The organism is Mycobacterium colombiense, from assembly GCF_001665835.1.
GTDB classification, from domain to species: Bacteria; Actinomycetota; Actinomycetes; order Mycobacteriales; family Mycobacteriaceae; genus Mycobacterium; species Mycobacterium colombiense_A.
The window spans coordinates 71,777-96,806 of sequence record NZ_LZSX01000077.1; the positions used below are offsets into that span (position 1 = coordinate 71,777).

The 25,030-nt window shown below is 63.6% G+C and carries 23 protein-coding genes and 1 pseudogene; 21 read left to right on the forward strand and 3 right to left on the reverse strand.

Annotated elements, in window-relative coordinates:
- The first annotated feature begins 138 nt into the window (after window positions 1-138).
- The 13 genes and pseudogenes from A5760_RS18060 (at window position 139) to A5760_RS18115 (ending at window position 14,684) form a co-directional block, all read left to right on the forward strand.
- Entirely contained in the window at window positions 139-2,667 is a 2,529-nt protein-coding gene (locus A5760_RS18060) for a transglycosylase domain-containing protein (RefSeq protein WP_082279522.1), read from the forward strand.
- Window positions 2,664-4,322 carry a glycosyltransferase family 87 protein gene (locus A5760_RS18065; protein WP_064883218.1) on the forward strand — a complete coding sequence of 553 codons (1,659 nt, stop codon included), beginning with the start codon at window positions 2,664-2,666 and terminating at the stop codon, window positions 4,320-4,322. The genes A5760_RS18060 and A5760_RS18065 overlap by 4 nt, the downstream gene beginning before the upstream one ends.
- A 4-nt stretch (window positions 4,323-4,326) precedes the next feature.
- A complete protein-coding gene (locus A5760_RS18070; RefSeq protein WP_064883220.1) occupies window positions 4,327-4,968 on the forward strand; it encodes a DJ-1/PfpI family protein in 642 nt (213 codons plus the stop codon).
- A gap of 133 nt (window positions 4,969-5,101) precedes the next feature.
- Window positions 5,102-5,392, forward strand: coding sequence for a 30S ribosomal protein S6 (gene rpsF, locus A5760_RS18075; RefSeq protein WP_007771721.1), 291 nt, complete (start codon window positions 5,102-5,104; stop codon window positions 5,390-5,392).
- A gap of 114 nt (window positions 5,393-5,506) precedes the next feature.
- Window positions 5,507-6,034, forward strand: a complete 528-nt coding sequence (locus tag A5760_RS18080) for a single-stranded DNA-binding protein (RefSeq protein ID WP_064883221.1) — start codon at window positions 5,507-5,509, stop codon at window positions 6,032-6,034.
- A 40-nt stretch (window positions 6,035-6,074) separates the two neighbouring features.
- Window positions 6,075-6,329: a 30S ribosomal protein S18 gene (rpsR, locus tag A5760_RS18085; protein WP_064883223.1), complete on the forward strand. Its 255-nt coding sequence runs from the start codon at window positions 6,075-6,077 to the stop codon at window positions 6,327-6,329.
- Window positions 6,330-6,359: 30 nt separating this feature from the next.
- Window positions 6,360-6,818, forward strand: coding sequence for a 50S ribosomal protein L9 (rplI, locus tag A5760_RS18090; RefSeq protein ID WP_064883225.1), 459 nt, complete (start codon window positions 6,360-6,362; stop codon window positions 6,816-6,818).
- A 532-nt stretch (window positions 6,819-7,350) separates the two neighbouring features.
- The gene (gene dnaB, locus A5760_RS18095) at window positions 7,351-8,727 is read left to right on the forward strand and encodes a replicative DNA helicase (protein ID WP_064883227.1); all 1,377 of its coding nucleotides are present in this window, start codon (window positions 7,351-7,353) and stop codon (window positions 8,725-8,727) included.
- 154 nt (window positions 8,728-8,881) lie between these two features.
- Window positions 8,882-9,295, forward strand: a pseudogene (locus A5760_RS27805) (TniQ family protein); the annotation flags it as partial.
- Between the two features lie 123 nt (window positions 9,296-9,418).
- Complete coding sequence (locus A5760_RS18100) at window positions 9,419-10,609, forward strand: hypothetical protein (protein ID WP_231122663.1); 1,191 nt, start codon at window positions 9,419-9,421, stop codon at window positions 10,607-10,609.
- A gap of 144 nt (window positions 10,610-10,753) precedes the next feature.
- On the forward strand, window positions 10,754-11,521 hold the full coding sequence (locus A5760_RS18105; RefSeq protein ID WP_064883232.1) for a TnsA-like heteromeric transposase endonuclease subunit: 768 nt from the start codon (window positions 10,754-10,756) through the stop codon (window positions 11,519-11,521).
- A complete protein-coding gene (locus tag A5760_RS18110) occupies window positions 11,514-13,652 on the forward strand; it encodes a DDE-type integrase/transposase/recombinase (RefSeq protein WP_064883234.1) in 2,139 nt (712 codons plus the stop codon). The genes A5760_RS18105 and A5760_RS18110 overlap by 8 nt, the downstream gene beginning before the upstream one ends.
- A 3-nt stretch (window positions 13,653-13,655) precedes the next feature.
- Window positions 13,656-14,684 carry a TniB family NTP-binding protein gene (locus tag A5760_RS18115; protein ID WP_064883236.1) on the forward strand — a complete coding sequence of 343 codons (1,029 nt, stop codon included), beginning with the start codon at window positions 13,656-13,658 and terminating at the stop codon, window positions 14,682-14,684.
- 222 nt (window positions 14,685-14,906) lie between these two features.
- On the opposite strand, the gene A5760_RS18120 is transcribed toward A5760_RS18115, so the two are convergent.
- Window positions 14,907-16,625: a TniQ family protein gene (locus tag A5760_RS18120; protein WP_064883322.1), complete on the reverse strand. Its 1,719-nt coding sequence runs from the start codon at window positions 16,623-16,625 to the stop codon at window positions 14,907-14,909.
- A gap of 501 nt (window positions 16,626-17,126) precedes the next feature.
- Here A5760_RS18120 and A5760_RS18125 point away from each other — a divergent pair.
- Window positions 17,127-17,387 (forward strand): helix-turn-helix domain-containing protein, encoded by a 261-nt coding sequence (locus A5760_RS18125; protein ID WP_077093140.1) that lies wholly within the window; start codon window positions 17,127-17,129, stop codon window positions 17,385-17,387.
- A gap of 630 nt (window positions 17,388-18,017) precedes the next feature.
- The gene (locus A5760_RS18130; RefSeq protein ID WP_064883238.1) at window positions 18,018-18,242 is read left to right on the forward strand and encodes a hypothetical protein; all 225 of its coding nucleotides are present in this window, start codon (window positions 18,018-18,020) and stop codon (window positions 18,240-18,242) included.
- A 92-nt stretch (window positions 18,243-18,334) separates the two neighbouring features.
- On the opposite strand, the gene A5760_RS18135 is transcribed toward A5760_RS18130, so the two are convergent.
- Complete coding sequence (locus A5760_RS18135; protein ID WP_064883240.1) at window positions 18,335-19,186, reverse strand: hypothetical protein; 852 nt, start codon at window positions 19,184-19,186, stop codon at window positions 18,335-18,337.
- 220 nt (window positions 19,187-19,406) lie between these two features.
- Between A5760_RS18135 and A5760_RS18140 the strand changes: the two genes are divergently transcribed.
- The 4 genes from A5760_RS18140 to A5760_RS27395 all read left to right on the forward strand — a co-directional run bounded on the left by A5760_RS18140 (window position 19,407) and on the right by A5760_RS27395 (window position 22,398).
- Window positions 19,407-20,804 (forward strand): AAA family ATPase, encoded by a 1,398-nt coding sequence (locus A5760_RS18140; RefSeq protein WP_064883324.1) that lies wholly within the window; start codon window positions 19,407-19,409, stop codon window positions 20,802-20,804.
- Window positions 20,805-21,326: a hypothetical protein gene (locus A5760_RS18145; protein ID WP_064883242.1), complete on the forward strand. Its 522-nt coding sequence runs from the start codon at window positions 20,805-20,807 to the stop codon at window positions 21,324-21,326.
- A 388-nt stretch (window positions 21,327-21,714) separates the two neighbouring features.
- Window positions 21,715-21,858 (forward strand): hypothetical protein, encoded by a 144-nt coding sequence (locus A5760_RS27005; protein ID WP_196772127.1) that lies wholly within the window; start codon window positions 21,715-21,717, stop codon window positions 21,856-21,858.
- A 156-nt stretch (window positions 21,859-22,014) separates the two neighbouring features.
- Complete coding sequence (locus A5760_RS27395; RefSeq protein WP_231122664.1) at window positions 22,015-22,398, forward strand: Fic family protein; 384 nt, start codon at window positions 22,015-22,017, stop codon at window positions 22,396-22,398.
- 898 nt (window positions 22,399-23,296) lie between these two features.
- Here A5760_RS27395 and A5760_RS18155 read toward each other — a convergent pair.
- Window positions 23,297-23,533 carry a hypothetical protein gene (locus A5760_RS18155; protein WP_064883326.1) on the reverse strand — a complete coding sequence of 79 codons (237 nt, stop codon included), beginning with the start codon at window positions 23,531-23,533 and terminating at the stop codon, window positions 23,297-23,299.
- A 120-nt stretch (window positions 23,534-23,653) separates the two neighbouring features.
- Between A5760_RS18155 and A5760_RS26735 the strand changes: the two genes are divergently transcribed.
- Together A5760_RS26735 and A5760_RS18160 are read left to right on the forward strand one after the other, a co-directional pair.
- Window positions 23,654-24,121 (forward strand): hypothetical protein, encoded by a 468-nt coding sequence (locus A5760_RS26735; RefSeq protein ID WP_155764366.1) that lies wholly within the window; start codon window positions 23,654-23,656, stop codon window positions 24,119-24,121.
- A 177-nt stretch (window positions 24,122-24,298) separates the two neighbouring features.
- The gene (locus A5760_RS18160) at window positions 24,299-24,886 is read left to right on the forward strand and encodes a helix-turn-helix domain-containing protein (protein ID WP_082279523.1); all 588 of its coding nucleotides are present in this window, start codon (window positions 24,299-24,301) and stop codon (window positions 24,884-24,886) included.
- Window positions 24,887-25,030: the final 144 nt, after the last annotated feature.

The window sequence follows — 25,030 nt, forward strand, 5'->3', positions numbered from 1 at the left end:
CGCCACAGCCAGTCGTCCGGTGACCAACGTGGGCCAGCGACTGAGCATGTAGGCAATCAGAGTGCTGACAAGCGCCCGGAGCCCGACCGTCCGGACGCCGGTCGTCGGGATGCCGAACGCCGGGAGCCGCCGCCGACGATGAGCCGCCGCCGTAAAGCCCCGCCCGACGATCGGCTGACGACGATCCTGCCGCCGGTCCAAGACGGCGGGGCGCCCCGGCGCTCGGACCCCATCGAGGAAGTCAAAGCCGCGCTGGCCGGCCCCCCGTCGGCACCGTTGCGACGCGACGCCCTCGACGAGGTCAAGGCCGCACTGGACGGCCGTGGTCCGACGTCCGGCCGGCGCGAGCGGGCCGGCCTCGGGGGTGGTCCACCGGGCGGACCGCCCCCGCCGCCCCGGCGGCCCGGACGCCCGGGAGGACCCGCAGGTCCCGGCGGGCTGCCCGTCCCACCCTGGCGCGACTGGGCCTGGACCGAGCAGATCAACTGGCTGTGGGTACGGCGAGGGGCGTACATCTGCGCGGCAGTGCTGGTGCTGTTGCCGATCGTCACGTTCGCGATGGCCTACTTCATCGTCGACATCCCCAAGCCGGGCGACCTTCGCACCAACCAGGTTTCGACGATCCTGGCCAGCGACGGCTCTGAGATCGCCAAGATCATCCCGCCGGAGGGCAATCGGGTCGACGTCAACATCAACCAGGTTCCCGTGCATGTGCGCCAGGCGGTGATCGCCGCCGAAGACCGCAACTTCTACTCGAACCCGGGGTTCGATTTCAGCGGTTTCGTGCGCGCGGTGAACAACAACCTCTTCGGCAGCGGTGACCTGCAGGGTGGGTCGACGATCACCCAGCAGTATGTGAAGAACGCGCTGGTCGGTTCGGCCCAGCACGGAGTCAGCGGCCTGATGCGCAAGGCCAAGGAACTCGTCATCGCCACCAAGATGTCGGGGGAGTGGTCGAAAGACGATGTGCTGCAGGCGTATCTGAACATCATTTATTTCGGCCGGGGTGCCTACGGGATCTCGGCCGCCGCCAAGGCCTACTTCAACAAACTCGTCGAGCAGCTCACCGTTTCCGAGGGCGCACTGCTGGCGGCGCTGATCCGGCGGCCGTCCTCACTGGACCCGGCGGTCGATCCGCAGGGCGCCCGTGCCCGCTGGGCCTGGGTGCTCGACGGCATGGTGGAAACCAAGGCGCTGTCTCCGAGCGATCGTTCCGCGCAGGAGTTCCCGCCGACCGTGCCGCCGGATCAGGCGCGCGCGCAGAACCAGACGACCGGGCCCAACGGGCTGATCGAGCGTCAGGTGACCAGAGAGTTGATGGAGCTCTTCAACATCGACGAGCGGACCCTGAACACCCAGGGCCTGCAGGTCACCACCACCATCGACCCGAAGGCCCAGCAGGCGGCGGAGAAGGCGGTGTCGAAGTACCTCGACGGCCAAGACCCCGACATGCGTTCGGCCGCAGTATCGGTCGATCCGCACGACGGCGCGATACGCGCCTACTTCGGCGGCACCGACGCCAACGGGTTCGACTTCGCTCAGGCCGGTCTGCAGACCGGGTCGTCGTTCAAGGTGTTCTGCCTCATCGCCGCCCTCGAGCAGGGCATCGGCCTGGGCTTCCAGGTGGACAGCTCACCACTGACCGTCGATGGCATCAAGATCACCAACGTTGAGGGCGAGAGCTGCGGGACCTGCAACATCGCCCAGGCGCTCAAGATGTCGTTGAACACCTCCTACTACCGGCTGATGCTCAAGCTCAAGGGCGGCCCGCAGGCCGTCGCCGACGCGGCGCACCAAGCCGGCGTCGCGACCAGCTTCCCCGGCGTCGCCCACACCCTGTCCGAGGACGGCAAGGGCGGACCACCCAACAACGGAGTTGTGCTGGGCCAGTATCAAACCCGGGTGTTCGACATGGCCTCGGCGTACGCCACCCTGGCGGACTCCGGTGTCTATCACCGCCCGCACTTCGTGCAAAAGGTCGTCAACTCCGACGGCCAGGTCCTGTTCGACGCAGCCAACTCCGACAACAAGACCGAGCAGCGCATGCCCAAGGCCGTCGCCGACAACACCACCGCGGCGATGGTGCCGATCGCCTCCTACTCGCGCGGCCACGCCCTGTCCGGCGGCCGGCCGTCGGCGGCCAAGACCGGCACCACCCAGCTCGGTGACACCACCTCGAACAAGGATGCCTGGATGGTGGGCTACACGCCGTCGCTCTCGACGGCGGTGTGGGTTGGCACCGCCAAGGGCGATAGCCCGCTGGTAACGGCTTCGGGTGGACCGGTTTACGGCTCGGGGCTGCCGTCGGACATCTGGAAGTCCACCATGGACGGCGCGCTCAAGGGCACGTCCAACGAATCCTTCCCCAAGCCGACCGAGATCGGCGGTTACGCGGGCGTGCCCGCCGCGCCTCCGCCACCCCCGCCGCCGTCGGAGACCGTCATCCAGCCCACCATCGAAGTGGCGCCGGGCATCACCATTCCGGTCGGTCCGCCCACCACGATCACCATGGCGCCACCGGCACCCGCCGGCCCGCGGGGTGGTGGTCCGGAGCCGGGCGGCCCGCCTGGTGGTCCGCCTGGTGGCCCGTTTGGTGGCCCGTTTGGCGGCCCGCCGGGTGGTGGCGTCCCACCGGGTGGACCCCAAGCGCCGCCACCGCCGCCGTGACCGACGCCGCGGAGCACGGCGCGACCACCTCACCGCAGCGGCTCGCCGCGGATCTGCGCAGCGTCGACAACCGAGACTGCCCGAGCCGCACCGACTTTCTGGGTGCCGCGCTCGCCGACGTCGTCGGGGGTCCGGTCGGCCGGCACGCGCTGATCGGCCGCTCCCGGTTGATGACCCCGCTGCGGGTGATGTTCTTGATCGCGCTGGTGTTCCTGGCGCTCGGCTGGTCGACGAAGGCGGCCTGTCTGCAAAGCACCGGCACCGGCAGCGCCGACCAGCGGGTTGCCAACTGGGACAACCAACGCGCCTACTACGAGCTGTGCTACTCCGACACCGTGCCGCTCTACGGCGCAGAGTTGTTGAGCCAGGGCAAGTTTCCGTACAAGTCGAGCTGGGTCGAGACCGACTCGACCGGCGCCAAGCAGATCCGTTACGACGGCCAGCCCGCGGTGCGCTACATGGAGTATCCGGTGCTGACCGGGATCTACCAGTACGTGTCGATGGCGCTGGCCAAGACTTACACCGCGTTGAGCAAGCTCGCTCCGCTTCCGGTGGTCGCCGAGGTGGTGATGTTCTTCGACGTCGCGGCTTTCGGCCTGGCGCTGGCCTGGCTGGCGACCGTCTGGGCGAGCGCGGGCCTGGCCGGGCGGCGGATCTGGGATGCGGCCCTGGTGGCCGGTTCCCCGATACTGATCTTTCAGATATTCACCAACTTCGACGCGTTGGCAACGGCTTTCGCGATGGCCGGGCTCCTGGCCTGGGCGCGACGAAAACCGGTGCTGGCCGGGGTGCTGATCGGATTGGGTGCCGCGGCGAAGCTGTACCCGTTGCTGTTCCTGGGCCCGATGCTGCTGCTGGGAATCCGAACCGGACGTCTGCGCGCGTGGGCCCGCACCACGGTGGCGGCCGGGGTGACCTGGCTGCTGGTGAACCTGCCCGTGCTGGTGTTCTTTCCGCGCGGATGGTCGGAGTTCTTCCGGCTCAACACGCGTCGCGGCGACGACATGGACTCGGTGTACAACGTCATCAAGTCGTTCACCGGCTGGCGGGGGTTCGATCCCAAGCTCGGGTTCTGGCAGCCGCCGACGGTGCTCAACACCGTTGTCGCGGTGACGTTCGTGGCGTGTTGTGCGGCAATCGCATTCATCGTGCTGACCGCCCCGCAGCGGCCACGGGTGGCGCAGCTGCTGTTCCTGGTGGTCGCCGCCTTCCTGCTGACCAATAAGGTGTGGAGCCCGCAGTTCTCGCTGTGGCTGGTGCCGCTGGCGGTGCTCGCTCTGCCGCATCGCCGATTACTGCTGGCGTGGATGACCGTCGACGCACTGGTGTGGGTGCCGAGGATGTATTACCTGTACGGCAACCCCAACCGTTCGCTGCCCGCACAGTTCTTCACCACCAGCGTGCTGCTGCGGGATCTCGCGGTTATTGCGTTGTGCGCGTTGGTGATTCGCCAGATCTACCGGCCGGGTGAGGATTTGGTGCGCTGGGGCGGCCGGGTGGACGATCCGGCGGGCGGGCCGTTCGACCGCGCACCTGACGCGCCACCCGGGTGGGTGCCGGACTGGCTGCGACCGGTTGGTTCGCGTCGCTCGAGCGTCCCGGAATCCCAGGACGCCGACGAGCAACCCGCAGTGGCCAGCGGAGTGGCGCTATGACGCTATGACGCAGGTCGCCATCCCGATCTTCCCGCGATTCACCGCACTCGACGCGGTGGGTCCTTACGAGGTGCTGCAACGCATTCCGTCGATCGACGTCGTGTTCGTCGGGCATCAACGCGGCGAGGTGCGGACCGAGAATGGAATGCTCGGTGTCAGCTGCGACGCCACCTTCGGCGAGGTGGGTACACCCGACGTGGTGGTGTTCCCCGGCGGCATCGGCACCCGGCAGCTCGTTCACGACGAGGCCATCCGGGCGTGGCTGCAAGCGGTACATCCCAACACCACGTTCACCACCTCGGTGTGCACCGGTGCCCTGCTGCTGGCCGCGGCCGGTTTGCTGGATGGGCTCACCGCGACCACCCACTGGCGGGCCGCCAGCCTCCTCAACGGCCTGGGCGCCCGCTACGTGCCGGAGCGAGTGGTCGAACATTTGCCGCAGCGGATCATCACCGCGGCCGGGGTGTCCAGCGGGATCGACATGGCCCTACGCCTGGTGGAGCTGCTCGTCGATCGCGAGGCCGCGCAGGCGGCTCAGCTGCTCATCGAATACGACCCGCAGCCGCCCTTCGACGCGGGCACGCTCGCCAAGGCCGATCCCGCGACGGTGGCGCGGGCCGACGAATACTTGGCCGCGCGGCAGTAGTGAGGTTGCCTAATCGGCCGGATTTTTCTGGTCAGCCCGCTATCCGGTACCCTGATGCGGTTGCCGACGCAGGCGACCCTCCTGCCACGGAACGTCCGTGGCCGCACAGACCAGAGGAGGTGGTGAGGTTTCCATGCGTCCATACGAAATCATGGTCATTCTTGACCCCACGCTCGACGAGCGCACCGTTGCCCCGTCCTTGGAGACGTTCCTCAACGTCGTCCGCAAGGATGGTGGATCCGTCGACAAGGTCGACATCTGGGGCCGGCGCCGTCTGGCCTACGAGATCGCCAAGCACGCCGAGGGCATCTACGTCGTCGTCGACCTGAAGGCCGAGCCGGCGACGGTATCCGAGCTCGACCGCCAGCTGAGCCTCAACGAGTCGGTACTGCGCACCAAGGTGATGCGTACCGATAAGCACTAACAGCCTTGGCTGCGTCGCGTGCTTCTCGTCGGCGCACCTGCTTAGGCTGTGGAGAGCTCAGCGAAAGTACGCTCATGACACCCACCACCCGAGCGGCGGACCCAGGAGGAAATTGTGGCTGGTGACACCACTATCACCGTTGTTGGAAACCTGACCGCCGACCCCGAATTGCGGTTCACCCCGTCGGGTGCCGCCGTCGCGAACTTCACCGTGGCGTCGACACCCCGGATCTATGACCGTCAGAGCGGGGAATGGAAAGACGGTGAGGCGCTGTTCCTGCGGTGCAACATCTGGCGGGAAGCCGCCGAGAACGTCGCGGAAAGCCTCACGCGCGGTGCCCGGGTGATTGTCACGGGCCGGCTCAAGCAACGCTCTTTTGAGACTCGTGAAGGTGAGAAGCGCACTGTCTTCGAGGTCGAGGTCGACGAGATCGGCCCCTCGCTGCGGTATGCCACTGCCAAGGTCAACAAGGCCAGCCGCAGCGGCGGTGGCGGTGGCGGCGGCGGCTTCGGTGGTGGTGGCGGCGGTGGCGGATCCCGCCAGCAGTCGGCGCCGGCGACCAGCGCACCCGCGGACGACCCGTGGGGCAGTGCCCCCGCATCGGGCTCGTTCGGCGGCGGGGACGACGAACCGCCCTTCTGATTGAAAAACTTCAGTAATAGAGAACGGAAAGAAAACAGACATGGCCAAGTCCAACAAGCGGCGGCCGGCTCCGGAAAAGCCGGTCAAGGCACGGAAATGTGTCTTCTGCGCCAAGAAGGGTCAAGCGATCGACTACAAGGACACCGCGCTGCTGCGTACGTACATCAGCGAGCGCGGCAAGATCCGTGCGCGTCGCGTCACCGGCAATTGCGTGCAGCACCAGCGTGACATCGCCATCGCGGTGAAGAACGCCCGCGAAGTGGCGCTGCTGCCCTTTACCTCCTCGGCGCGATAGTCGCCGCAGGCCTACCGAAAGTACGAAACGATGAAGCTGATTCTGACGGCTGACGTCGACCACCTTGGTGCGGTCGGCGACACGGTCGAGGTCAAGGACGGTTACGGCCGCAACTTCCTGCTCCCGCGCGGTTTGGCGATCGTGGCCTCCCGCGGCGCGCAGAGGCAGGCCGAAGATATCCGTCGGGGCCGCGAATCTAAGGCGGTCCGCGACCTTGGACACGCCAACGAACTCAAGACGGCGATCGAGGCGCTCGGCCCGGTCTCGCTGCCGGTGAAGACCGCAGCCGATTCCGGAAAGCTGTTCGGCTCGGTGACCGCCAGCGATGTCGTCGCGGCGATCAAGAAGGCCGGCGGCCCCAACTTGGACAAGCGGATCGTGCGGTTGCCGAAATCGCACATCAAAGCCGTCGGGACCCACCCGGTGGCGGTGCACCTGCACCCCGAGGTCGACGTCGAGGTCGCGCTCGAGGTCGTCGCGCAGAGCTAAGCACCCGACGTTTGCTCGTTTGCCCGGCGGAGGCCTCATCGGCCGCCGCCGGGCTTCGTTGTGCTGCGGGCATCCGGCCGCACTCCGCCGGCAAGGATCGCGGACGTGCTCACTGGCGAACTATTTCTCGGGTGTATTTCGCCTGGGCGCTTTACCGGCCCGTAACGCTGGGAAAACACCGCGGAAAGCCAACACGCCCGGGACAGTAACCTGGCCCGACACGCCGTAGAGATTCTTGTCCACACTAATTCCATGCCGTTGTATGGCCGGTATCTGCACTGATGTCCTAGCCCTTTGCATTAATCCACAGGTTCTCCACACCCCACTCAACACAGGTGTCGACGGATATGCACACACGATGCACAGCTTCATAAACAGCACCCCCTTTGCCTACTAGCCAGCAACGCTTAACGTCGTCCCGGCGCCGGGCGTGCGGGTGCTGTGGCGCGAAGGTTGTCAGCGCCTTGACTTACTCTCGATATCGACTATCGAATGTATGTTCGGATGCGTGAATCAGGGGAGGAGGGAATCCGTGGCGGTCGTCGATGACTTGGCGTCGAGCATGGATTCCTCGCCGCCAAGCGAGGACTTCGGACGGCAGCCACCGCAGGACATGGCGGCAGAGCAGGCAGTGCTGGGGGGCATGCTGCTGAGCAAGGACGCCATCGCCGATGTGCTGGAACGGCTGCGGCCGAGCGACTTCTACCGCCCCGCCCATCAGAACGTCTACGACGCGATCCTGGACCTCTACGGACGGGGGGAGCCGGCCGACGCGGTCACGGTCGCCGCGGAACTGGACCGCCGCAACCTGCTGCGCCGCATTGGCGGGGCGCCCTATCTACACACGCTGATCTCCACGGTGCCGACTGCGGCCAACGCGGGCTACTACGCGACCATCGTGGCCGAGAAGGCGCTCCTGCGGCGCCTCGTGGAGGCCGGTACAAGGGTCGTGCAGTACGGCTACGCGGGCGCCGAGGGTGCCGACGTGGCCGAGGTGGTCGACCGCGCACAGGCCGAGATCTACGAGGTGGCCGAGCGCCGGACGTCGGAGGACTTCGTTCCACTCGAGGATCTGCTGCAGCCGACGATGGACGAGATCGACGCCATCGCGTCGAACGGCGGCGTCGCGCGCGGCGTGCCCACCGGTTTCACCGAGCTCGACGAGGTGACCAACGGCTTGCACGCCGGGCAGATGATCATCGTGGCGGCCAGGCCTGGAGTCGGGAAGTCGACGCTGGGACTGGATTTTTTGCGGTCGTGCTCGATCAAGCACCGCATGGCCAGCGTCATCTTCTCGTTGGAGATGAGCAAGTCCGAGATCGTCATGCGGCTGCTGTCGGCGGAAGCGAAGATCAAGCTCGCCGACATGCGGTCCGGTCGCATGAGCGACGAGGACTGGACGCGGCTGGCGCGGCGGATGAGCGAAATCAGCGAGGCGCCACTGTATATCGACGACTCGCCGAACCTGACCATGATGGAGATCCGGGCCAAGGCCCGCCGGCTGCGGCAGAAATCCGACCTGCGTCTGGTCGTCGTCGATTATCTGCAGCTGATGTCGTCGGGCAAGAAGGTCGAGTCGCGGCAGCTCGAGGTGTCTGAGTTCTCGCGCCAGCTCAAGCTTTTGGCCAAGGAGCTCGAGGTCCCCGTCGTCGCGATCAGCCAGCTCAACCGCGGTCCCGAGCAGCGCACCGACAAGAAGCCCATGCTGTCGGACCTTCGTGAGTCGGGATCGCTGGAGCAGGACGCGGACATGGTGATCCTACTGAACCGGCCGGACGCGTTCGAGCGCGACGACCCGCGCGGGGGAGAGGCGGATTTCATTCTCGCCAAGCACCGCAACGGCCCCACCAAGACGGTGACGGTCGCACACCAGCTGCACCTGTCGCGGTTCACCAACATGGCGCGGTGATTCAGCGTCTGTCGAGATGCAATGAAGATTGACAAGCGTGCAGTGATTGTTAAACAACAGCGTCAGTCGATCTGAGTGTCTGGCAGGCATAAGTGCAGGTCAAGCCGCTAACTGCCGACTCGGCCTCAAGATCTTGTCAAAGTAGCTGCTCGAAATGAGAGTCGCGCGCCGCTGGCTTCCGCTTCAGGTGCAACCACTTGAGGGTGAATCGATCGATTCGTGGTTGGAGGCCAGTGCACGTGCAATGGGGGGCACCGTCGGAACCCTTGCGGCAGCCGCAAAGCTTCCGGCTACCGCGAAGCCGCCTTGGTTGACCTGCCTGCCGCGGGCGCAGGCGCAGTTGCTCGCGGGGGCCACGGGTGTACCGGCGGAGTCGTTCGAAGCGATGACGCTGAGCAAGTACGACGGGACCGCCTTGCATATTGATGCGGACACTGAGCGCCTCAATCCAATGTTCCCCTTCGGAGCTCTGCCAAGGTCTCGGTTCTGCCCTGCATGCCTACGCGAAACGAGCGGTCGGTGGCAATTGCGCTGGCGCCTCGGTTGGTCCTTCGCGTGCCTGGAACACAATTGCATCCTCGTCGACCAATGTCCTGGCTGCGGAAGCTATCAGCGATCGACCCAGTACTACCGCCGCATCCAACCTCCAGCCACCTGCCGTTGCGGCCTCCCACTGGGAACTGTTCCAACGTTGCGGTGGACCGATAGACACGACTTTTCGTGGGCGCAGGAGGCGGTCAATGAGGTTATTGACGACGGCTACTATGATTTCGGAATTTTCGACGCGCACCCACGACTTTTGGAGGAGGTCCTGGGGGCTGTCAGAAGCCTTGCCAACAGGATCTTGAACTATTCGTCGACCCACAGCCTGACGATTCAGGGCGTTGAGGACGACCTGACGGGCGAGCATACGGTAGGTTTCACGTCCTCACAGGCGCGAGAAACACTGAATAACAAAGCACCGCTTCGTGCTCTGGATGTTGCCGTCGGTACCACATTGGCCTTGAAGGTGTTGCGGCACGCAAGCGTGACCGATTGTGGGATGGCCGCACGATGGTTCATTGCAGGGCAGAACGCCACCAGCGGCCCAGCCGAAATCCGCTCATGCGTGCGAGATAGCGACATCGCCGCTGCCATCGTGTTGAAGGCGCGTAACGCCGATCTGGGTCCTGAACTCCAGCTGCGATACCGCTCTGCAACGACGCTGCCGTGCGCACCGAGCCCGGGGCACAAGCGAATCCAGAAGAAGGCTGCCCGGCTGCCGGCGGCAATCTGGTCGCAATGGGCGTCTGTGTTGCTATCGGGACGTCGCAAGACCTTGGTACTCCGCGAGACATTGTCGTGCGCCACACTGCTCGTGGGTGCAACCATCAGACCCGTTGCGGCAGTGCGCCTCCTAGGCGTCGTCGAGAGTCACAGCATTTTGAATCACAGGCTGTGGGTTTTGTGCGACTCAAACTACTGGGAGTCGATGCAGCAGGCGCTCGTCCGGTTAAGTGACTTCCTAGAGCAGGGCAGTGGCCGGATCAACTACGAGCGCCGCCGTCAGCTCGATTACTCCCTGTTGGTCAGCGATGACTTCTGGCAGCAACAGATGGAAGGCGATGCTGGCTCGCTGCCGACGGGGAGCTCGGTTGTGGCCGCGCATTGTTATTTGATTGAAAGGATAAGTGGGTCCCCGCGTCTCGCCCTCCAGTTCCACCCCAAGTTGGACTACTGGAGTTTGACGAGGCTCGTGACCGCTTTCACGGCGCACCTGACCGAGCCGACGGTGGCGGCGCTGGATCAGCGTGCACGGAGCTTCCTTGCGGAGCAGGGAGTCAGTGAACCGGTGTACTGGCACCCGCCTCTCAACCTGCTTGGCGGACTTGACTTCTCGTAGGCGGCACATAAAACCGTGAGCGCACAGCAAATGCTGTGCACGAGTGAAAATGCACGTAAAAGTTTCGAAAATCGACCCAGTAGCTACCTCCAAGATGCATATCGTGGCGCACCTGACCCTACGTCGAAGGTGGAGGTAAATCCGATGAGTCGCAACAATGCAGGGCAAAATGGTCAAGGCGCAGCAGACGGCGTTGTGCAGCTTGAGTGGACACTGCGTTTCCGCGACGGTGTGAAAACCGTATGGCTATGGCAAATCCAAGGTGCTCCACCACTGCACCAACTGGCCTCTGTCAGGACCCCTCGGTCGTCGGCAAGTCATCGCCATATCCCAGTGACGGCATACACATTCACTAATTCTGGTGTCGTACATCTGGAATCAGGGCTTGAGCACGACCTGGTTCGCATGCTCGACCGTGACTCCACCGTCTTACGAATAATCTCCCAACCGTTCCGGTTGTCATGGCATACCGAAGAACCGGTTACCCACTTCCCCGACCTATTGACCCAGCACATCGATGGGAGTGTCACCGTATGGGATGCCAGACCGCAAGAAAAGCAGGACGACGACTTTCAGGCCAAGAGCATCGTCACCCGCCGTGCCTGCGAGCGGGTTGGATGGCGCTACACGGTGTTCGCCGGAACGACCGTAACGGAACGCATGAACATGTTGTGGCTGCACGGATTTCGCCACAGACCTCCATGGGCAACGCATTTCGAGGAACAGATACAGCAGCTGGCTGAATGTGGCGACACGACGGTGGGCTCGCTTCTTTCGGCAGATGACGGGACGGGCGAACTCAAAACGGTGGTCTGGCACATGGTGTGGACGGGCGCATTGGACATCGACATGACCGTGCCGTGGACGCTGCACACACCCGTTGTAGTGAGCAAGGAGACGAGCCATGTCTAGCGGCCGTACCAACCTTGTCGAAGGAACACGCGTACTGACTTATCGAGGGTTCGCGGTCATCGACAAAGTCGAAGCAGCCGGCGTCATCTTGCAGCATGTCTACGGCGACGCAACGAAAACCGGTTATGCGGACATTGATTCAATCCGCACCCTTGACAACGGCGAAGTGTCAGCGCTCTGCGAACCGCTTCGCCCACGGTGGGACGCCCTCAGCGACGAAGCCCGCGAGGCGGCGCTGTTCAAGTTGGGAATTGTTCAAGAGATCTTGACCGGTTACCGAGACGGCCATCCCGCTCTGGCACGTCCTGGCGAGCCGAGACCGCCGTTCGGTCCGAGTGGGGCTTCGGAGAGCCAGCGCTGCACTGCGATGGCCATGGAATTGAATCTTGGGGCGCAACTCGATCGCAAACCGGCCCGTCGGATCCAGGACGAGGATTGCAGCACAGCGCATTACAGCCCGGTCACGATCAGAAGCTGGGTACGCGGGTTCAAAGAGCGTGGCCTGCTCGCGCTGATCGATGCGCGAAGTACTCGCCAGAGCAAGTCCTGGGAGTTGATCGACGAGCGATACCGTCAGGTGGCCACCCAGATAGTCGACACCTTGGACGGGGACCGATCGACCATCTCCAATCAGGAGATCGATCGCCGAACCAGAGTTCGACTGAAGGAAAACGGGATTGAGGCCTTCCAGGCACCGCAGAGAATCACCCGCCAGTTCCTGGCTGCCCTCAAACGGGAGCGAGGAGCAACGACGCGTGCACAAAAGAGCCGGAAGCTCCGCAAGGTTTCAGGCGCAAAACACTACCCGGCGATTCGCCCGGGCCAGGTGGTCGCCATCGATGTCACCCGCGCCGACAATCTCGTCTACGACACACTGACCGGCCGCGCATGCAGCGTGGAGATCATCACCGCCATCGATGTCGCGACCCGCGTGGTTCTCGCGCTACGCGTCGTTCCCAGAAGCGCCAATGGTATCGAGGCAGGGCTGCTGCTCTACGACATCTGCCGCCCTTTCTCATTGCTGATCGAGGGCACGTCCATCAGTCATTGGAGGTGGGCGGGCCTACCTGGGCAGCTCGATCTCGGCGGCATGGCCGTACGGGTCGGCAGGCGCCTGCTGGCACCGGACTTCAGCACTCTGCAGGGCGAGCACGGCGTTCCGTCCGTGCTACCGGATGCCATCCGATGCGACCACGGATCAATCTTCGTCTCTCAACATTTCCGGGCGCTGCTGGCGACCCTGGGAATCGATCTGATGCTCAATCGCGGCGGCAAGGCCAACGACAACCCACATGTGGAACGTTGGCACGAAACCATTCAGCGTGGGTTGCAGCAGATCCCGGGATACAAGGGCCGCAACACCTCTGAGCGCGGCAGACTGGTTAGCGAGGAGCCCCTGTTGACCGCGTCGCAGCTGCGGGATCACTTACGTCGTTTCGTCGCACTCGATTACCACCGCAGCGCGCATGAGGGCCTGATCCTGCCCGGTGAAGAGGAGGCAAGGATGTGCCCGCTCGAGATGTGGGATGCGATGACTGAACTCACTGGGCGAATCGATGTGCCGCAACAATCGGATCTGATCTACCAGTTCCTCCCGGTTCGATGGGGGACCATCAGCCACGCCGGTGTGGAGTTCAAGAACCTGGTGTACGACTCGCTGAGAGTCTTTGAGCCCTATCGTTCGGTGCCAGTCGGGCAGTTCCGACCTGAAGACCGCGCGGCACCCTTCTTCTACGATCCGCAAGATCTCTCGCGGATCTGGTTTCGCGATCCCGCGACGAACCGAGTCGAACCCATTGAATGGCGCGGCTCTGACCGCACCGTCGCGCCCATGACCGCGGCGATCGTCGATGCCGCGTGTCGACGGATACGCCACCGAGGCGGAAACCTGGTCTTGAATGGCGATTCCGCCACGCGCCAGATCCTCGACGAACTCACCCAGATCACCGAGGCACCTGCAAAACCGAAACTGCGCAAGAAGCTCATCGCCGCCCGGTTGCGGGTGGAGCAGGCCAAGGCCGATCACGCCGAGGCGCAGCAGCATCAAGACCAGGTGAAGCCCCCGCGGACACACCCACGGCGGCCATCGCCGGCGCACGACGTGTGGCCCGAGCTTCCGGAAGGTGCCTAAACCATGGATGCGCAGCTATGGCACGACTACTGCACGATGCAGCCACCAGCAGAGCCCCAACCGGTCACCATGCGGCAGTGGAAGGCAATGACACGTCAGCAACGGGCAGCCCATATCGACCATTTGACCGAATGGCTGCAGAGCCTGTTTCTGCCCACTGGCGATGTGGTGGCGATCTACGACAGTGTCGACAACATTGTTCGAATCAACAAGTTGACTCCACCGGGTGCGAAGAGCCTGCCCGCGCTCTCAGGACCGAACTACGCCGGCAAGAGCACGATGATGATGCGTTGGGCGCGCGAGAAGTACCTAGCGTGGATCGCTGACGCCGAACTGGACCCCTACAGGCGGCCGATCATCCGCCCCGAACCGGGGTGGGAAGTCGACCTGGATCCCGTTGTGTGGATCGACCTCGACGCCGCTGCCCAGATCAAGGACGTCGACGCAGCAATCCTGGGGTTCTTCCACCTTTCGGCCGAGGGAGCAAAACGCGACATATCGATGGCGGCGATGGACGCGGTTCGAAGACACCGAACACAGATCGTCATTATCGATGACGTTCACCTGCTCAAGACGAACTGGAAATCGGGACGCGACGTGCTCGACCACATCAAGCACCTCAATACACGCCTTGGGCAGATCGGCGTCACACTTGTTCTCATCGGCGCCGATCTCGAAGCCCGAGACCTAGTGCATGACCCACAAATCGCGGCCCGTCTCCGGCTGAATCGGTTCGGGCCGTACGAGATCGACGATCTCGACGCCGATCGGATCGGTTGGCAAGTGATCGTGCGCGATTTCGAGAAACTGCTGCTACCTCATCTGCCACGAAGTCGGCCGAACGAGCTGCACACCAAGCTTGCGGCCGAGCTCTATCACCGCACGCACGGCTACCTCGGAGACCTCAAAGCGCTGCTCTGCGAGGCGACGATCGGGGCAATCACTGATGGCACCCATAGGATCCTGCTCCGGCATCTCAACGTCGTGATGTTGAGCAAACGTGCAGAGGAACAACGTCTGGTACCCCGCTGAAAAGCTGGGCCACGCCAGCACGAAAGTCACGGCGATGGTCCAGTGACCGCTGCGCCGATCGCAGCTCCTCGTCAACCACGACTGGAGTAGTGCGCAATGGCTGGCGCACAGGGCGTATGGCGCGCGTAACCGTGTGCACATCCAGGCCGGACCTCGAACAGATGGCGGCGGCCCACCGGGGCCCAGGCGCGGAGGCGCGGGAGCCGCGACGACATTAACCAGCTATTCCACGGACTGATGTGGCGACGACTGGTCGAGCACAAGGCAGCGCAGCGCCGCGCGCGCCGGCTGCGGCAGGCGATCGCGGAACACCCGGTAGGTCGCCTTGATCCGCGGGGCAGGCGGCGCTTGCCAGGCAGGGCTGACATCGAGTAAGCCTTGAGCCACCTCGCACCACATCCAGGTGATCGCGTAGGGCGACGAGGTGGGTCGCCGATGCGGTGTCGTCGTCGTCCGCCAAGTTTCGAACCAACCGCCGGGGTCTCGGGTCAGTGCGCGGACCCGAGCCTCATGCTCGCGGAAATTGCGACTGCACGAGAGCATGTCCATCGCGGTGTTGACGGCGTCGGCGAATACCTTTGGAGTGACCCGCAATCGGGCGCTGGATGCGCGGGCGGCGCGGGCACCGATCGCGGGAGCCAGACCGATTCTTACTGCGGCATCCGACCAATTGGCCACGTCTGCCACGAGTCTGGCCATGCACAGTGACACATACAATCTGCCCGTCCATTCGTATCCACCGAGCATCTCGTCAAAACATGCGTGGTAGATGTCGGTGTCGATCAGTTGTGGAATGGCCGAGTCTTGAAGCAATTCACTGCGACGAACCTTCTGAAGGCGTCGCCCGACGTGGTGGCGCTGCCTAGCTGCGGTATTGATGAGCCGCTCCATCGTCGGTGTGCGTGTCGTGCGATTCACTAACCACGCGCATGGGCCGTTTTTCGCCTCGGCGATCAGACCCAGCCAGGGGCACAGGCGGGTAGCGGCGTCTTCAATGTGTGTCTGCTGAAGGATGTCGGCAGCATCGGTGAGAACGTGCCCTCGGATCACCGCACTCTGGGGCGGGCTGATTCCCCAGCGTGGCCCGCGAAGATTTGTTGTGCGATCACGGGCTTCGGCGTGGAGAACCTCGGCCCAGTTCCTTACCTGCGGTCCGTCTGGCCGCGATAGCAGGTGAAGCAACAAGGTTGCGAGATGCCGGATTTCAGCGAGGAAGAGTCGAGGGTCAACGCGCCTGCCTAGCATCGGCACGGTCTCGCCGGCCAGCGTTTCGGCCAAGATTGTTGCGGTGCTGAGCACTTGTGGTGGAGCTGACTCTGGAACGTGTCTGAGCACCGATTGCCTGCATGGATTGCGTAGGCCGACAGGGTTCGCGCATAACTGTTGCGGGCCGGCTAGGGGGCGCAACGGCGAATAGCGGTGAGTGCGGAATCGATGACCGCAACCAGTGCAGTGCGTCGTCAGGAAGACCCCGTGGCGAGGACACGTCGCGGCAAGAGGCAGACGCCATTCCACCGCCCAGATGCCGTCCTCGACCAGGCACAGCGGGCACGCCTGCGAGCCGAACCGGGGAAACCAGCCCTGTGTCACCACGTGTCGGAAGGTGTGTCGACGAAGAGGATCCAGCCCGTCGAGATACAGCGGCAACCCGTCGTCGAACCGCAGGAGCGTGGCACGGGCAACGGAAGCCTCATCGATGCCACTCAAACGGGCGATCCTGCTAATGATCAAAAGATCCGGTTTGATCATCATGAAAGCCGCACTGGGGGATCCGGAAGGCTCAGCCGCGGTAAGAAGCCGTAGCAGCTGAGGTGGCGACAAGCCGTTGGCGATAGCGAGCCGTTCCAGGAAGCTGTCAAGGGATTCCCGCTCGTCCAATGCTGGTCGACTCGGCAGCAGGCCTCGTGTAACCACAGCAGGCCCCCCTATGGTTCCAGCCATGCGGCACCGCGTCGGCACCAAGACCCACGACGGCACAGTTCAGCGCCCTCACCGACGACTGGTGCGGTCAAAACGACACCCGGAGGTCGGCATCTAGGAGTACCAGCCACCAACGCAATGTACTACTAGTAGGGCATTGGGGTGGGTCGGGCGTGTGGTCAATCTGCGACGACACACGTCGGCGCGCCGGGTCGATCACAAGCGCAAGGCCACCTCAACCGCAAGTGGTTCGCCACGCCTAGCCGCCCAGATAGGGGTCGAGGGCCTCGAAGGGCGCAAGGGCAACCCGGCTCGGCGGCCGCCCCCGCGGCCCGTAAGGATCTGTCATCGCTAAGTGCTGCCGGCCGGGATCGCATCGCACACCTGTCGATGCGGAACAACTTCGCCGTGTCCAACGGGACGGTGCTGCGAGGGCGGGAAAAGACCTGATCGCCGTACCATCCACAGAAAGCCCTACTAGTAGGGCTGACATCTAGGGTTTGAGCGTGAGTACTGGATTGCGTGCCGACGCGCCCCAGTCAAAACGACCCCAAGCGCGTCGTCGCATGGGAGCGCCGACGTCGGATGGTCGGGACACGGATCCAAAGCTTGCGTATCGAGCGCGGCTTAACTCAGGAACAACTGGCGCAGCTGTCGGGGGTCTCGCGCAACGTGTTGATGGATGTCGAGCACGGCCGCCGGGGAATACTGCATGAGCGGCTCTTCGACATCGCCAAGGCATTGGGCGTACCGGCCGTTGATCTCCTCGAAGGCATTCGCTGAGAGCGATCAGCGATACGACCCGGCCAGGTTCGGCGAACGGCAGTTCAACGCGAACCGTCGGCCACGGCAAAAACCAGCCCTTCTCTAAGTCGGTCAGGATGTCGTGATGGCTCAGCCCCGCTCACCCGATGTGTGGCCGCCTGGTCGATTCGCTGCCCCGGTCCGATGTGACACCCTGGCCGCGGGTGCGGGGCAGGTGGGTGATCCGCAAAACGGTGTCTCGGCCAAATGTGTTGAGCGAGCGGTGTGGTTCTTGGGCGGCCAGAACGAGGCCTTCTCTTTGGCCAAGGACGTCACTTCCGTCCGGCCGGGTTGAGCGCGAAATCGTTCTTCCAATGGCTATAGTGCAGATACGCTTACTAGCCCTACTAGTAGGGTTTACGACGACGTGTGGAGGATCTTCCTGTTGCGGAGTGGGGCTCGACTCGGGGAAGACACAGAAGGCGACGGTATGGGGTCGGCGGCGGACAGTAGATTGTGAAGACAGCGAATCGCCGACGCAAGGCCGCGCGGCGCAGAGCGCGCCAGCTCGGGCGGAATGGGGCGGGTTGCCAGGCTCACCCAAGGACTTGCGACGGTCGCCGGGCCGTCGATGCGAACCTTGACAAACTGTTGATTGACCGTGGCTGGATGCTGGTCGAACGTAGTTGGGCAGGTGACGTCTATGACTGGCCGGCTTCTGCGGCGAATCGTGGCCACGAGGTGACCTATCTGATTGCTGCAGCGGACGACAACCTGGACAGCGGCGCGCCGTACCGGGTGGCGCTGATCGATGGAGAGTTAAGGGCTTACGACGATAAAGACTGCCTCGCTGCGGATCTCGACGGTATTGAGGCGCGGCGGTTCGGCTACTAGATCCCGTGGATCTGAAGGATTTGACCTCGTCTCGGCTGTTTCGGCGCGCAGCGAAATGTCGTCGCTTTTGGCCCTGTCCCGTGGCCGCGCGGTCACGGGTTGGGCAGGCGGGTTCCGCAGGCAGGACACCAGGTGACGTTGGTGCCGAGCAATGCTTCGATCGAGGACAGATCGTCGCGGTGCAGTGTGCAGGCCTGGCGGGCGAGGTGGATACGGATGGTGTCGATGATGAACTGTGCCCGCTCAATGGGCGTGGTGCCGTAGCCGTCGTCATCGGTTGTGCCGCGGGCGATTACGTCGCCTTCGTCTAGCTCCTTTTCCTTGTAGTGGATTGTGCCGTCGGTGTCGGTGCCGGCGATAGTGCGGGCGAAGCGGCCACTGGGCCGCAGGTCGAGTTCGATGCGCCACTCGCCGTGGCGCTCGCGGAAGTAGAAGCTGTGGCCGTCCACGGCGCCGTCCCACTGCTCAGGTGCCAGTCCGCCGTGGCTGCTCACGACGACCTCGTGCTGTGTCGCCAGCCAGGCTTGGAGGTCGGCTTCGGCGGCCTGTTCATCGGCGGTGATCTGTTGGCCCGCTGGTGATTCCCAGAACGCTTTGATGTCGTTGCGCCATTCCTCCCAGGCGCGGCGGCGGTCTTGGGGGGTGCGGGCACAGGGGCAGGCGAATCCGTAGTCGTGCAGGTCGGTTTCGGGCAGCCGCGGGTGACACGAGCACCGGCAGCGTTCACCGGTGTCGATGTAGCGCCAGACGGTGAGTGCATCGAGGGTGACGTCGGCGAGCACGTCGGGGTCGGCGGTGCCGTGCAGGTCGAACACTGTGGTCAGGTGGTCGCGGTAACGTTGGCGTGCTTCGGTGCGGGCGCGTTCGAGCTGCTTCTGGTGGTCGGCGGCTCCGGGAGTGTTAGAGAAGTCGGCGACATAAAGCTCCTTGGATTCTTCATCCATGCCATCGAGGATGGCATGAGCGTGCCGTGGTGTCGCCTCAATTCTTTGGGTCAGTGCAGCGGGTCGACCTTTAGCGTTTGCGGAGGGGCGCAATACGTTCCGTGTGGATGGTGCTGCGTGGCAAGCTGAATCAGCGCTTGCTGGAAAACAATGTTGACGACAGACCCGGCGGGGTGCGATTCTGTTCGGCTGCCCTTTTTCCGACATGATGAATGAGGCGATGAACCGAACTGAGGACGAACTGAGCGACCTGACCGCCGAGCCCGCGGGTGGCGCGGAGGGGCATCGGCGACCTATTACCGACGTCGGCACGTGGCTGGAGAGCGTGGACAGTGGTGTGCGGCCCGCGCTGCGCGCCCTGGGCGAGCTGCTGGTCGGTGTCGCCGAGCACCATGGCACCGAGAAACCGGAGAACGCCGACCAGTTCACCGCCCGCTGCCTGGGAGTGGCGGGCTGCGGGCAACTGGTCGATGAGGAACGCGGCCTTAACCCGTTGTCGTGGTTCACCGTCGCGCTGGCGCTGGCTGAGTGGATCGATAAGTATGCGCAGGTTTGCCAGGTCGGTCCTGGTGAGTACGGAGACCCGCCGAAGTGGACGCAAACCCGGATCGGCGGTCAGGACTACCGCCACCCGCTGTGTTTGCGGGTGTACTTTCCCGCCGGGACGCTGCTCGACGATGCCGGGTGTGTGATCGCCCTGCAGGGGCGGCAGAGCATGCTGCGGTCGGTCGGTGTGAGCGCCTATGTGGCGCCGGGCCACCAGGATCGCGCCCGCGTGCTGTTGGACCGGCTCGGTGAACGCGCCAACGAGCTCAACCCCTACCGGGGCCACGCCGTGCGCGCCACCCACAGCGCCGGACTGACCTTGACCGTCATCGACTTGCCCTCGACCGCAACCCGAGAGAACGTCATTGTCGCCGATCAGGTGTGGACTGAAATTGATCTCGGCATCCGCGCGGTGCGCGACCGCCACGACCTGCTCAACGCCCACAGCCTGGGTGCGCGCCGTGGTGTGCTGCTGTGCGGTCCGCCAGGCACCGGGAAATCGGCCGTGAGCGCGGTCGTGGCCCGCGAGGTCGTTGGGGAATTCACCGTCATCTACGTCGAGGCCAAAGCCGGTACCCAGCTGCTCAGCGCCGTCGTGGAGGAAGCCCAGCTTCTCGGCGGTCCGGTGCTGCTCGTGCTCGAAGACATTGACCTGTGGTGCCGAGACCGCAGCACCGGCGGTGCCGGGTTGTCGGAATTGTTGCAAGCCATGGACATCCAGGCCGACGCCCGCATCTTGACGCTGGCGTCCACCAACGACGCCGCCACTTTGGATAAGGCGGCCATTCGCACCGGGCGGTTCGACTCCATCGTCGAAGTCGGCTACCCGAATCCTACCGATGCTGCGCGGATTCTGGCGGCCCTGATCCGTGATCTGCCTGGCGGCGGCGCGGTCGACTGTGCGGGTGTGGTGGCGGCGCTTCCCGAGCGCACCAGCGGCAGCGACATCCGTGAAATAGTCCGCCGTGCCGTCCTGGCGGGTGCCAACGGACACGTCAGTACCGCAACGCTTTTGGCGGAGGTGGGCAGCGGACGCTACCGCCCCACGATTCCTGAAGGCATGTACCTCTAGATGAGTGCTGACGGCGCAATCCCCGAACTCAGCGACAGGCAGGAGATGCCCTGGCGGGCCGTGACCTCCGACCTACGCGAAATGGGGGAGCGTGTCTGCGACGGCACCGCGACCACCGAGGACACGCACGCCGCCCTCAACCGCCTTATCTCCTGCGACATCGACCCCGAGACGCTGTGCAACACCTTGTGCATCCCGCCCGATGCCGGCAGGTACGCCGAGGCGCTCGAACGCATCCTGCGCAGAATCCCCGACGGCTGGGGCCGCTGGATCAGCCACGACGCCGGTTGGTACCCGATCGTGGCCAATCTCGATGAGCGCCTCGCAGCGATCGACCCCGACTACGTCGTACACCAAGTCAAAGAGAAATTCGGTGCCCTGCGCTACTACAGCGCACCCAGCGATGACCTGAGCACCGCACTCCAACAAGCGTTCCCCGACGTCATCGACGAAGCTAAACGCATGCGTCTCGGCAAGGGAACACCGCCGCCCGCTCAACGGGCGTCATCTCTTACGCGATAACGGCTAAGGCCACCCGGGGCGGGTAGGTCTCCGATGAAGCGTGAATGTAGTCGTAGTTCAGCGACCGGAAGAACCGGGCGTAGGTCGCGTTGAGCTGCATTCAAGACCCCTGTCGCCGAGTTGAGGATGCGGCGGGCACGATTGTTGCAGCTCAGACCGACACACCATGCCGGTGGTTCCGGATCAACCACGCTGCCGCGGTGTTACACACGATCGTTGTGTGCGCGAAGTAGCGCTGTTGAAACCAGTGGGTCCGTCTGTGACTTCGAAATCGGGCAGCGAGCCGTAAACGGCCTGGTTGAAGGCCACGGTCGGCCGGTAGGATGAGCCAAGGCTTTGAGTTTGAGGAGGTGCAGCTGTGGAACGTCGGACACCTAAGAAGGTGGTCGTGTCAAAGGCTGCCGTCAAGAAGGCGGGGGTGCGCGCCACGAAGGCCTCGGCCAAGTTGGAAGGCAGGGTGGTTCCCCCTGGTTACAGCCGGTCGGCCAGCGTGAAGGCCTACATCGCGAAGCAGCAGCCACCTAAGCGCTGATGCCGCTGACGCCGGGCTACGGTGAGACTCCCACTTCCGCATGACGAACTCACTGCCCTGCTCCCGGAGGTCGTCGAGGTCCTGGACAAGCCGGTCACGCCCGCTGCCGTCTATGACCTCGAACAGGGTCTTCAGGATCGGCTGTTCGATGAACTGATGCCCTTGGCGCTCGACGGCTCGTTGCCGCTCAACGAGCTTCTCAGCGACTACTTCGTGCGCGATCTCCATGCGCGACTGTTCGGCCCGGTATGGAACTGGGCCGGCCGGTGGCGGCGATTAGAGTTCAACATCGGCGTCGCGCCCGAGCAGATTGCCGTTGAGCTGCGAAACGCGCTCGACACTATTGCTTACCGGTGGGAACGAACCGAGGACTGGACGCCTCGGCAACTGGGTATCGTCGTGCATGCCGAAACCGTGCGAATCCATCCTTTCGTGGACGGAAATGGGCGCACCACAAGGTTTCTCGCTGACCTCGTGTTCGCGGCAGCTCAGAATCCCACCCAGTTGCAGTACGACTGGGACCTTGACAAGACGCGGTAAATCGAGCTGCTTCGGGCCTACGACGGACACCGAGACGCGGCCGATCTAGCGGCTTTCATTGGTGTGGAGCCCATCGAGCTCTAACTGAAATACCTTGCTACACAATGTAATAGGAAGCGCGGCGTAGTTTACCGGTAAGGCTGCATATCCGACTCCGTCGGTGTCGCCCCTGTCGTGACGCGGCGAGAAGGTGAAGGTGCAGCTAGGGGAGGGGCCCTGAATGCTGACCCGTTTCCGCGCAGCTGATCGGGCTTCATCTGCTGCAATATCAGACTAATTTCATGGATAATGCCGATTGTCGCTGGAGGACCGTAGCCCTCCCCAGTTGAATGTGGTGACTTCACCTCTAAACCGACCGGAGTGATTGGCTATTCGACGTAGTTTCCGACATCTACGTCATCCGATGGGGTGGCTGGATCCAGGTTGCTCGGGTTTCGTCGATGAGCTATTCGAGTGTCGGGTGATCAACGATGGCCCCGAATTGGTAGGGCTTGATACCGGCTGTATCGGATCAAGGTTGGATTTGTGCTCGCCGTGCTCGCGAATACGGGGAAGTCTTGTAATTCGTCGCAAAGTCCTCGAGGATCTCAATCCAGGAGTCGTTGTTCGCCGAGACCGGCACAAGCGTACATCAGCAACTTCAAAAAGAGCTAACCCGGCCCTTCGGTGTATGCGAATCCTTGGAACGGAGTTGAAGTTTCGGGCAGCGAGCGCCGCGCCGTGGGGCCGGAGCCAATTCTCGGTGTTGCAACGTCTTGCTGAAGCATTTCTTGCTCCGAATTGCTTTAAGAAGCTGGTTCCGACGAGCGTTGCCGGCGACGCTGCCGGCCGGCGTTTCACTGGTTTCCCAGGTCGGTCTGCTCTGTGTGTAACCAGCCGAAGCGCCGCGCGCCGTGTGTCACTGAATGCCATCACCTGTGGTGGTGTCCCAATTCAGGTCCTCGTCTTGGATCCCGGACCTGTCCGTGTCGGCCATGGTGGCTGTGCGCTCAGCCGCGAATGCGGCTTGTCGCTCAGCCTGTTCAGCTAGGTCTTCGAGGAGAGCCGCGATCGAGATGCCGCGCTGGCGAGCCTGCGCAGCGAGCTCGTCGTGGGTTGGGGTCGGCACCTGAATGGCGCTTGTATCTGGTGCCATGGATTGCATATTACCCTGTCTACCTTTCGTGCGCTTAGATTTGTTTACATCTTTTGTGCTTTAGAATTTAGGCGCCTGACGCCGTGGTTCCGAATTCGTGGTCAACTGACTCTAGAATTCGTGGACATAACCGCTTTGCTTTTTAGTGCCTTGGAAAGCGACCACCATATTGCGGTCTATCTGCAAATGCATCACAAATTCACCACGACGCTTCCATGCCTGGTCAAGCTGCGCGCGCCATCAACAAGCCGAAGTTGCTTGAAATGGATGGTGTCGTCGATGAAAAAACTCTCCCGTGATTACATACACGCGTCGTATAAGACTTCAGGCGGCTCAGAGATCGTGGTCGATTGGCCTGAGCTTGATGCTGACGCTGTGGCGCGAGGTAGACCGTGGCGGACACTTCCGTGGTATTTGGGTCGGCGCAACTATTCGGGACTTTATTGGTGCGCAACTGAGCGTGCCCACGTCGGATACGAGTCACGCCTGGAGCTGTCTGGCTTGATGGTGGCGGATTTCGATCCTGCCGCGAAACGCATTGCTAGTCAGCCGTTCTGGCTGAACGCGGATTCGGGTAGCCGTGGGTGACATGCGCACCGGCAGCGCTCGCCGCTGTCGACGTAGCGCCAGACGGTGAGCAGGCTGGACATGTAAATCCCAACCCGGGATTACGTACGAGGCTGTGACGGCTCAGGGAGGACCCGGACATGCATTATCCGGTCACATCCACGCACATCCCCGCATCGCCGCGCTACCCTGTGCAGGGTGGATGGGTCGACGGGTCGCGCGCTTGGTGCGCTGTTGGCTAAACATCGGATTGATTTGACCGTCGACGAGGTCCTGGACGAGCTGGACTCCGCCTTTGCGGCCATCCCCTGGGCAGCCACCCTGTCGGCGGCAGAAGTGGATTTCCTGCGCATGCGCGTCGAACCCCAGGCAGCATCCGTGATCGGCGCCTGGTCGGCCGATGACGAACGTCGGACCCGCGCCCGCATTGCGGTGCGCCAACTCAGCAGCGCGCTCTCAGGATCGGTCAGCATCGAGGAAGCCGCCGCGATGCTCGGCGTCGACCGCTCCCGGGTGGCGCGGCGCATCACTGGGAAAGCGTTATGGGCCTTCGATCTTCAAGGAAGCCGACGCATCCCGCGCTGGCAGTTCCTAGGTGACGGACTGCTTCCAGGCTTGGACGCGATAGTGCGCGCGATACCACGGGGCATCACCCCCGCGGTTCTGGAGATATTCATGCACACCCCGCAGCCCGACTTCGACGACCGCACCGCGATCGAGCACCTGGCCGGCGGCGGCGACCCGGCGTTAGTTGCCGGATTCATCGCCGACCTCGGGCGCTGGTGAACCTACGGCCCACCGAAGGCGCTACGAACGGGCCCCCGAACACCTCAGCAGGGAACCCACCACATTGCCGACTACACCGGCGCGCTATGGCGGGTCCACCGCACCGAAGGTGAGCGCCTCAGCCGTGGAACAAGCTGCGCACCT

Coding starts and splice junctions, on each gene's coding strand:
- rpsR (WP_064883223.1), top strand. CDS start 6,075: ATGGCCAAGTCCAACAAGCGGCGGCCGGCTCCGGAAAAGCCGGTCAAG.
- A5760_RS18105 (WP_064883232.1), top strand. CDS start 10,754: ATGAGTCGCAACAATGCAGGGCAAAATGGTCAAGGCGCAGCAGACGGC.
- A5760_RS18130 (WP_064883238.1), top strand. CDS start 18,018: ATGCTGGTCGAACGTAGTTGGGCAGGTGACGTCTATGACTGGCCGGCT.
- A5760_RS27395 (WP_231122664.1), top strand. CDS start 22,015: ATGCCCTTGGCGCTCGACGGCTCGTTGCCGCTCAACGAGCTTCTCAGC.
- rplI (WP_064883225.1), top strand. CDS start 6,360: ATGAAGCTGATTCTGACGGCTGACGTCGACCACCTTGGTGCGGTCGGC.
- A5760_RS18145 (WP_064883242.1), top strand. CDS start 20,805: ATGAGTGCTGACGGCGCAATCCCCGAACTCAGCGACAGGCAGGAGATG.
- rpsF (WP_007771721.1), top strand. CDS start 5,102: ATGCGTCCATACGAAATCATGGTCATTCTTGACCCCACGCTCGACGAG.
- A5760_RS18120 (WP_064883322.1), bottom strand. CDS start 16,625: ATGGCTGGAACCATAGGGGGGCCTGCTGTGGTTACACGAGGCCTGCTG.
- A5760_RS18110 (WP_064883234.1), top strand. CDS start 11,514: ATGTCTAGCGGCCGTACCAACCTTGTCGAAGGAACACGCGTACTGACT.
- A5760_RS18070 (WP_064883220.1), top strand. CDS start 4,327: ATGACGCAGGTCGCCATCCCGATCTTCCCGCGATTCACCGCACTCGAC.
- A5760_RS18155 (WP_064883326.1), bottom strand. CDS start 23,533: ATGGCACCAGATACAAGCGCCATTCAGGTGCCGACCCCAACCCACGAC.
- A5760_RS18135 (WP_064883240.1), bottom strand. CDS start 19,186: ATGGATGAAGAATCCAAGGAGCTTTATGTCGCCGACTTCTCTAACACT.
- A5760_RS18140 (WP_064883324.1), top strand. CDS start 19,407: ATGAACCGAACTGAGGACGAACTGAGCGACCTGACCGCCGAGCCCGCG.
- A5760_RS18060 (WP_082279522.1), top strand. CDS start 139: ATGAGCCGCCGCCGTAAAGCCCCGCCCGACGATCGGCTGACGACGATC.
- A5760_RS18115 (WP_064883236.1), top strand. CDS start 13,656: ATGGATGCGCAGCTATGGCACGACTACTGCACGATGCAGCCACCAGCA.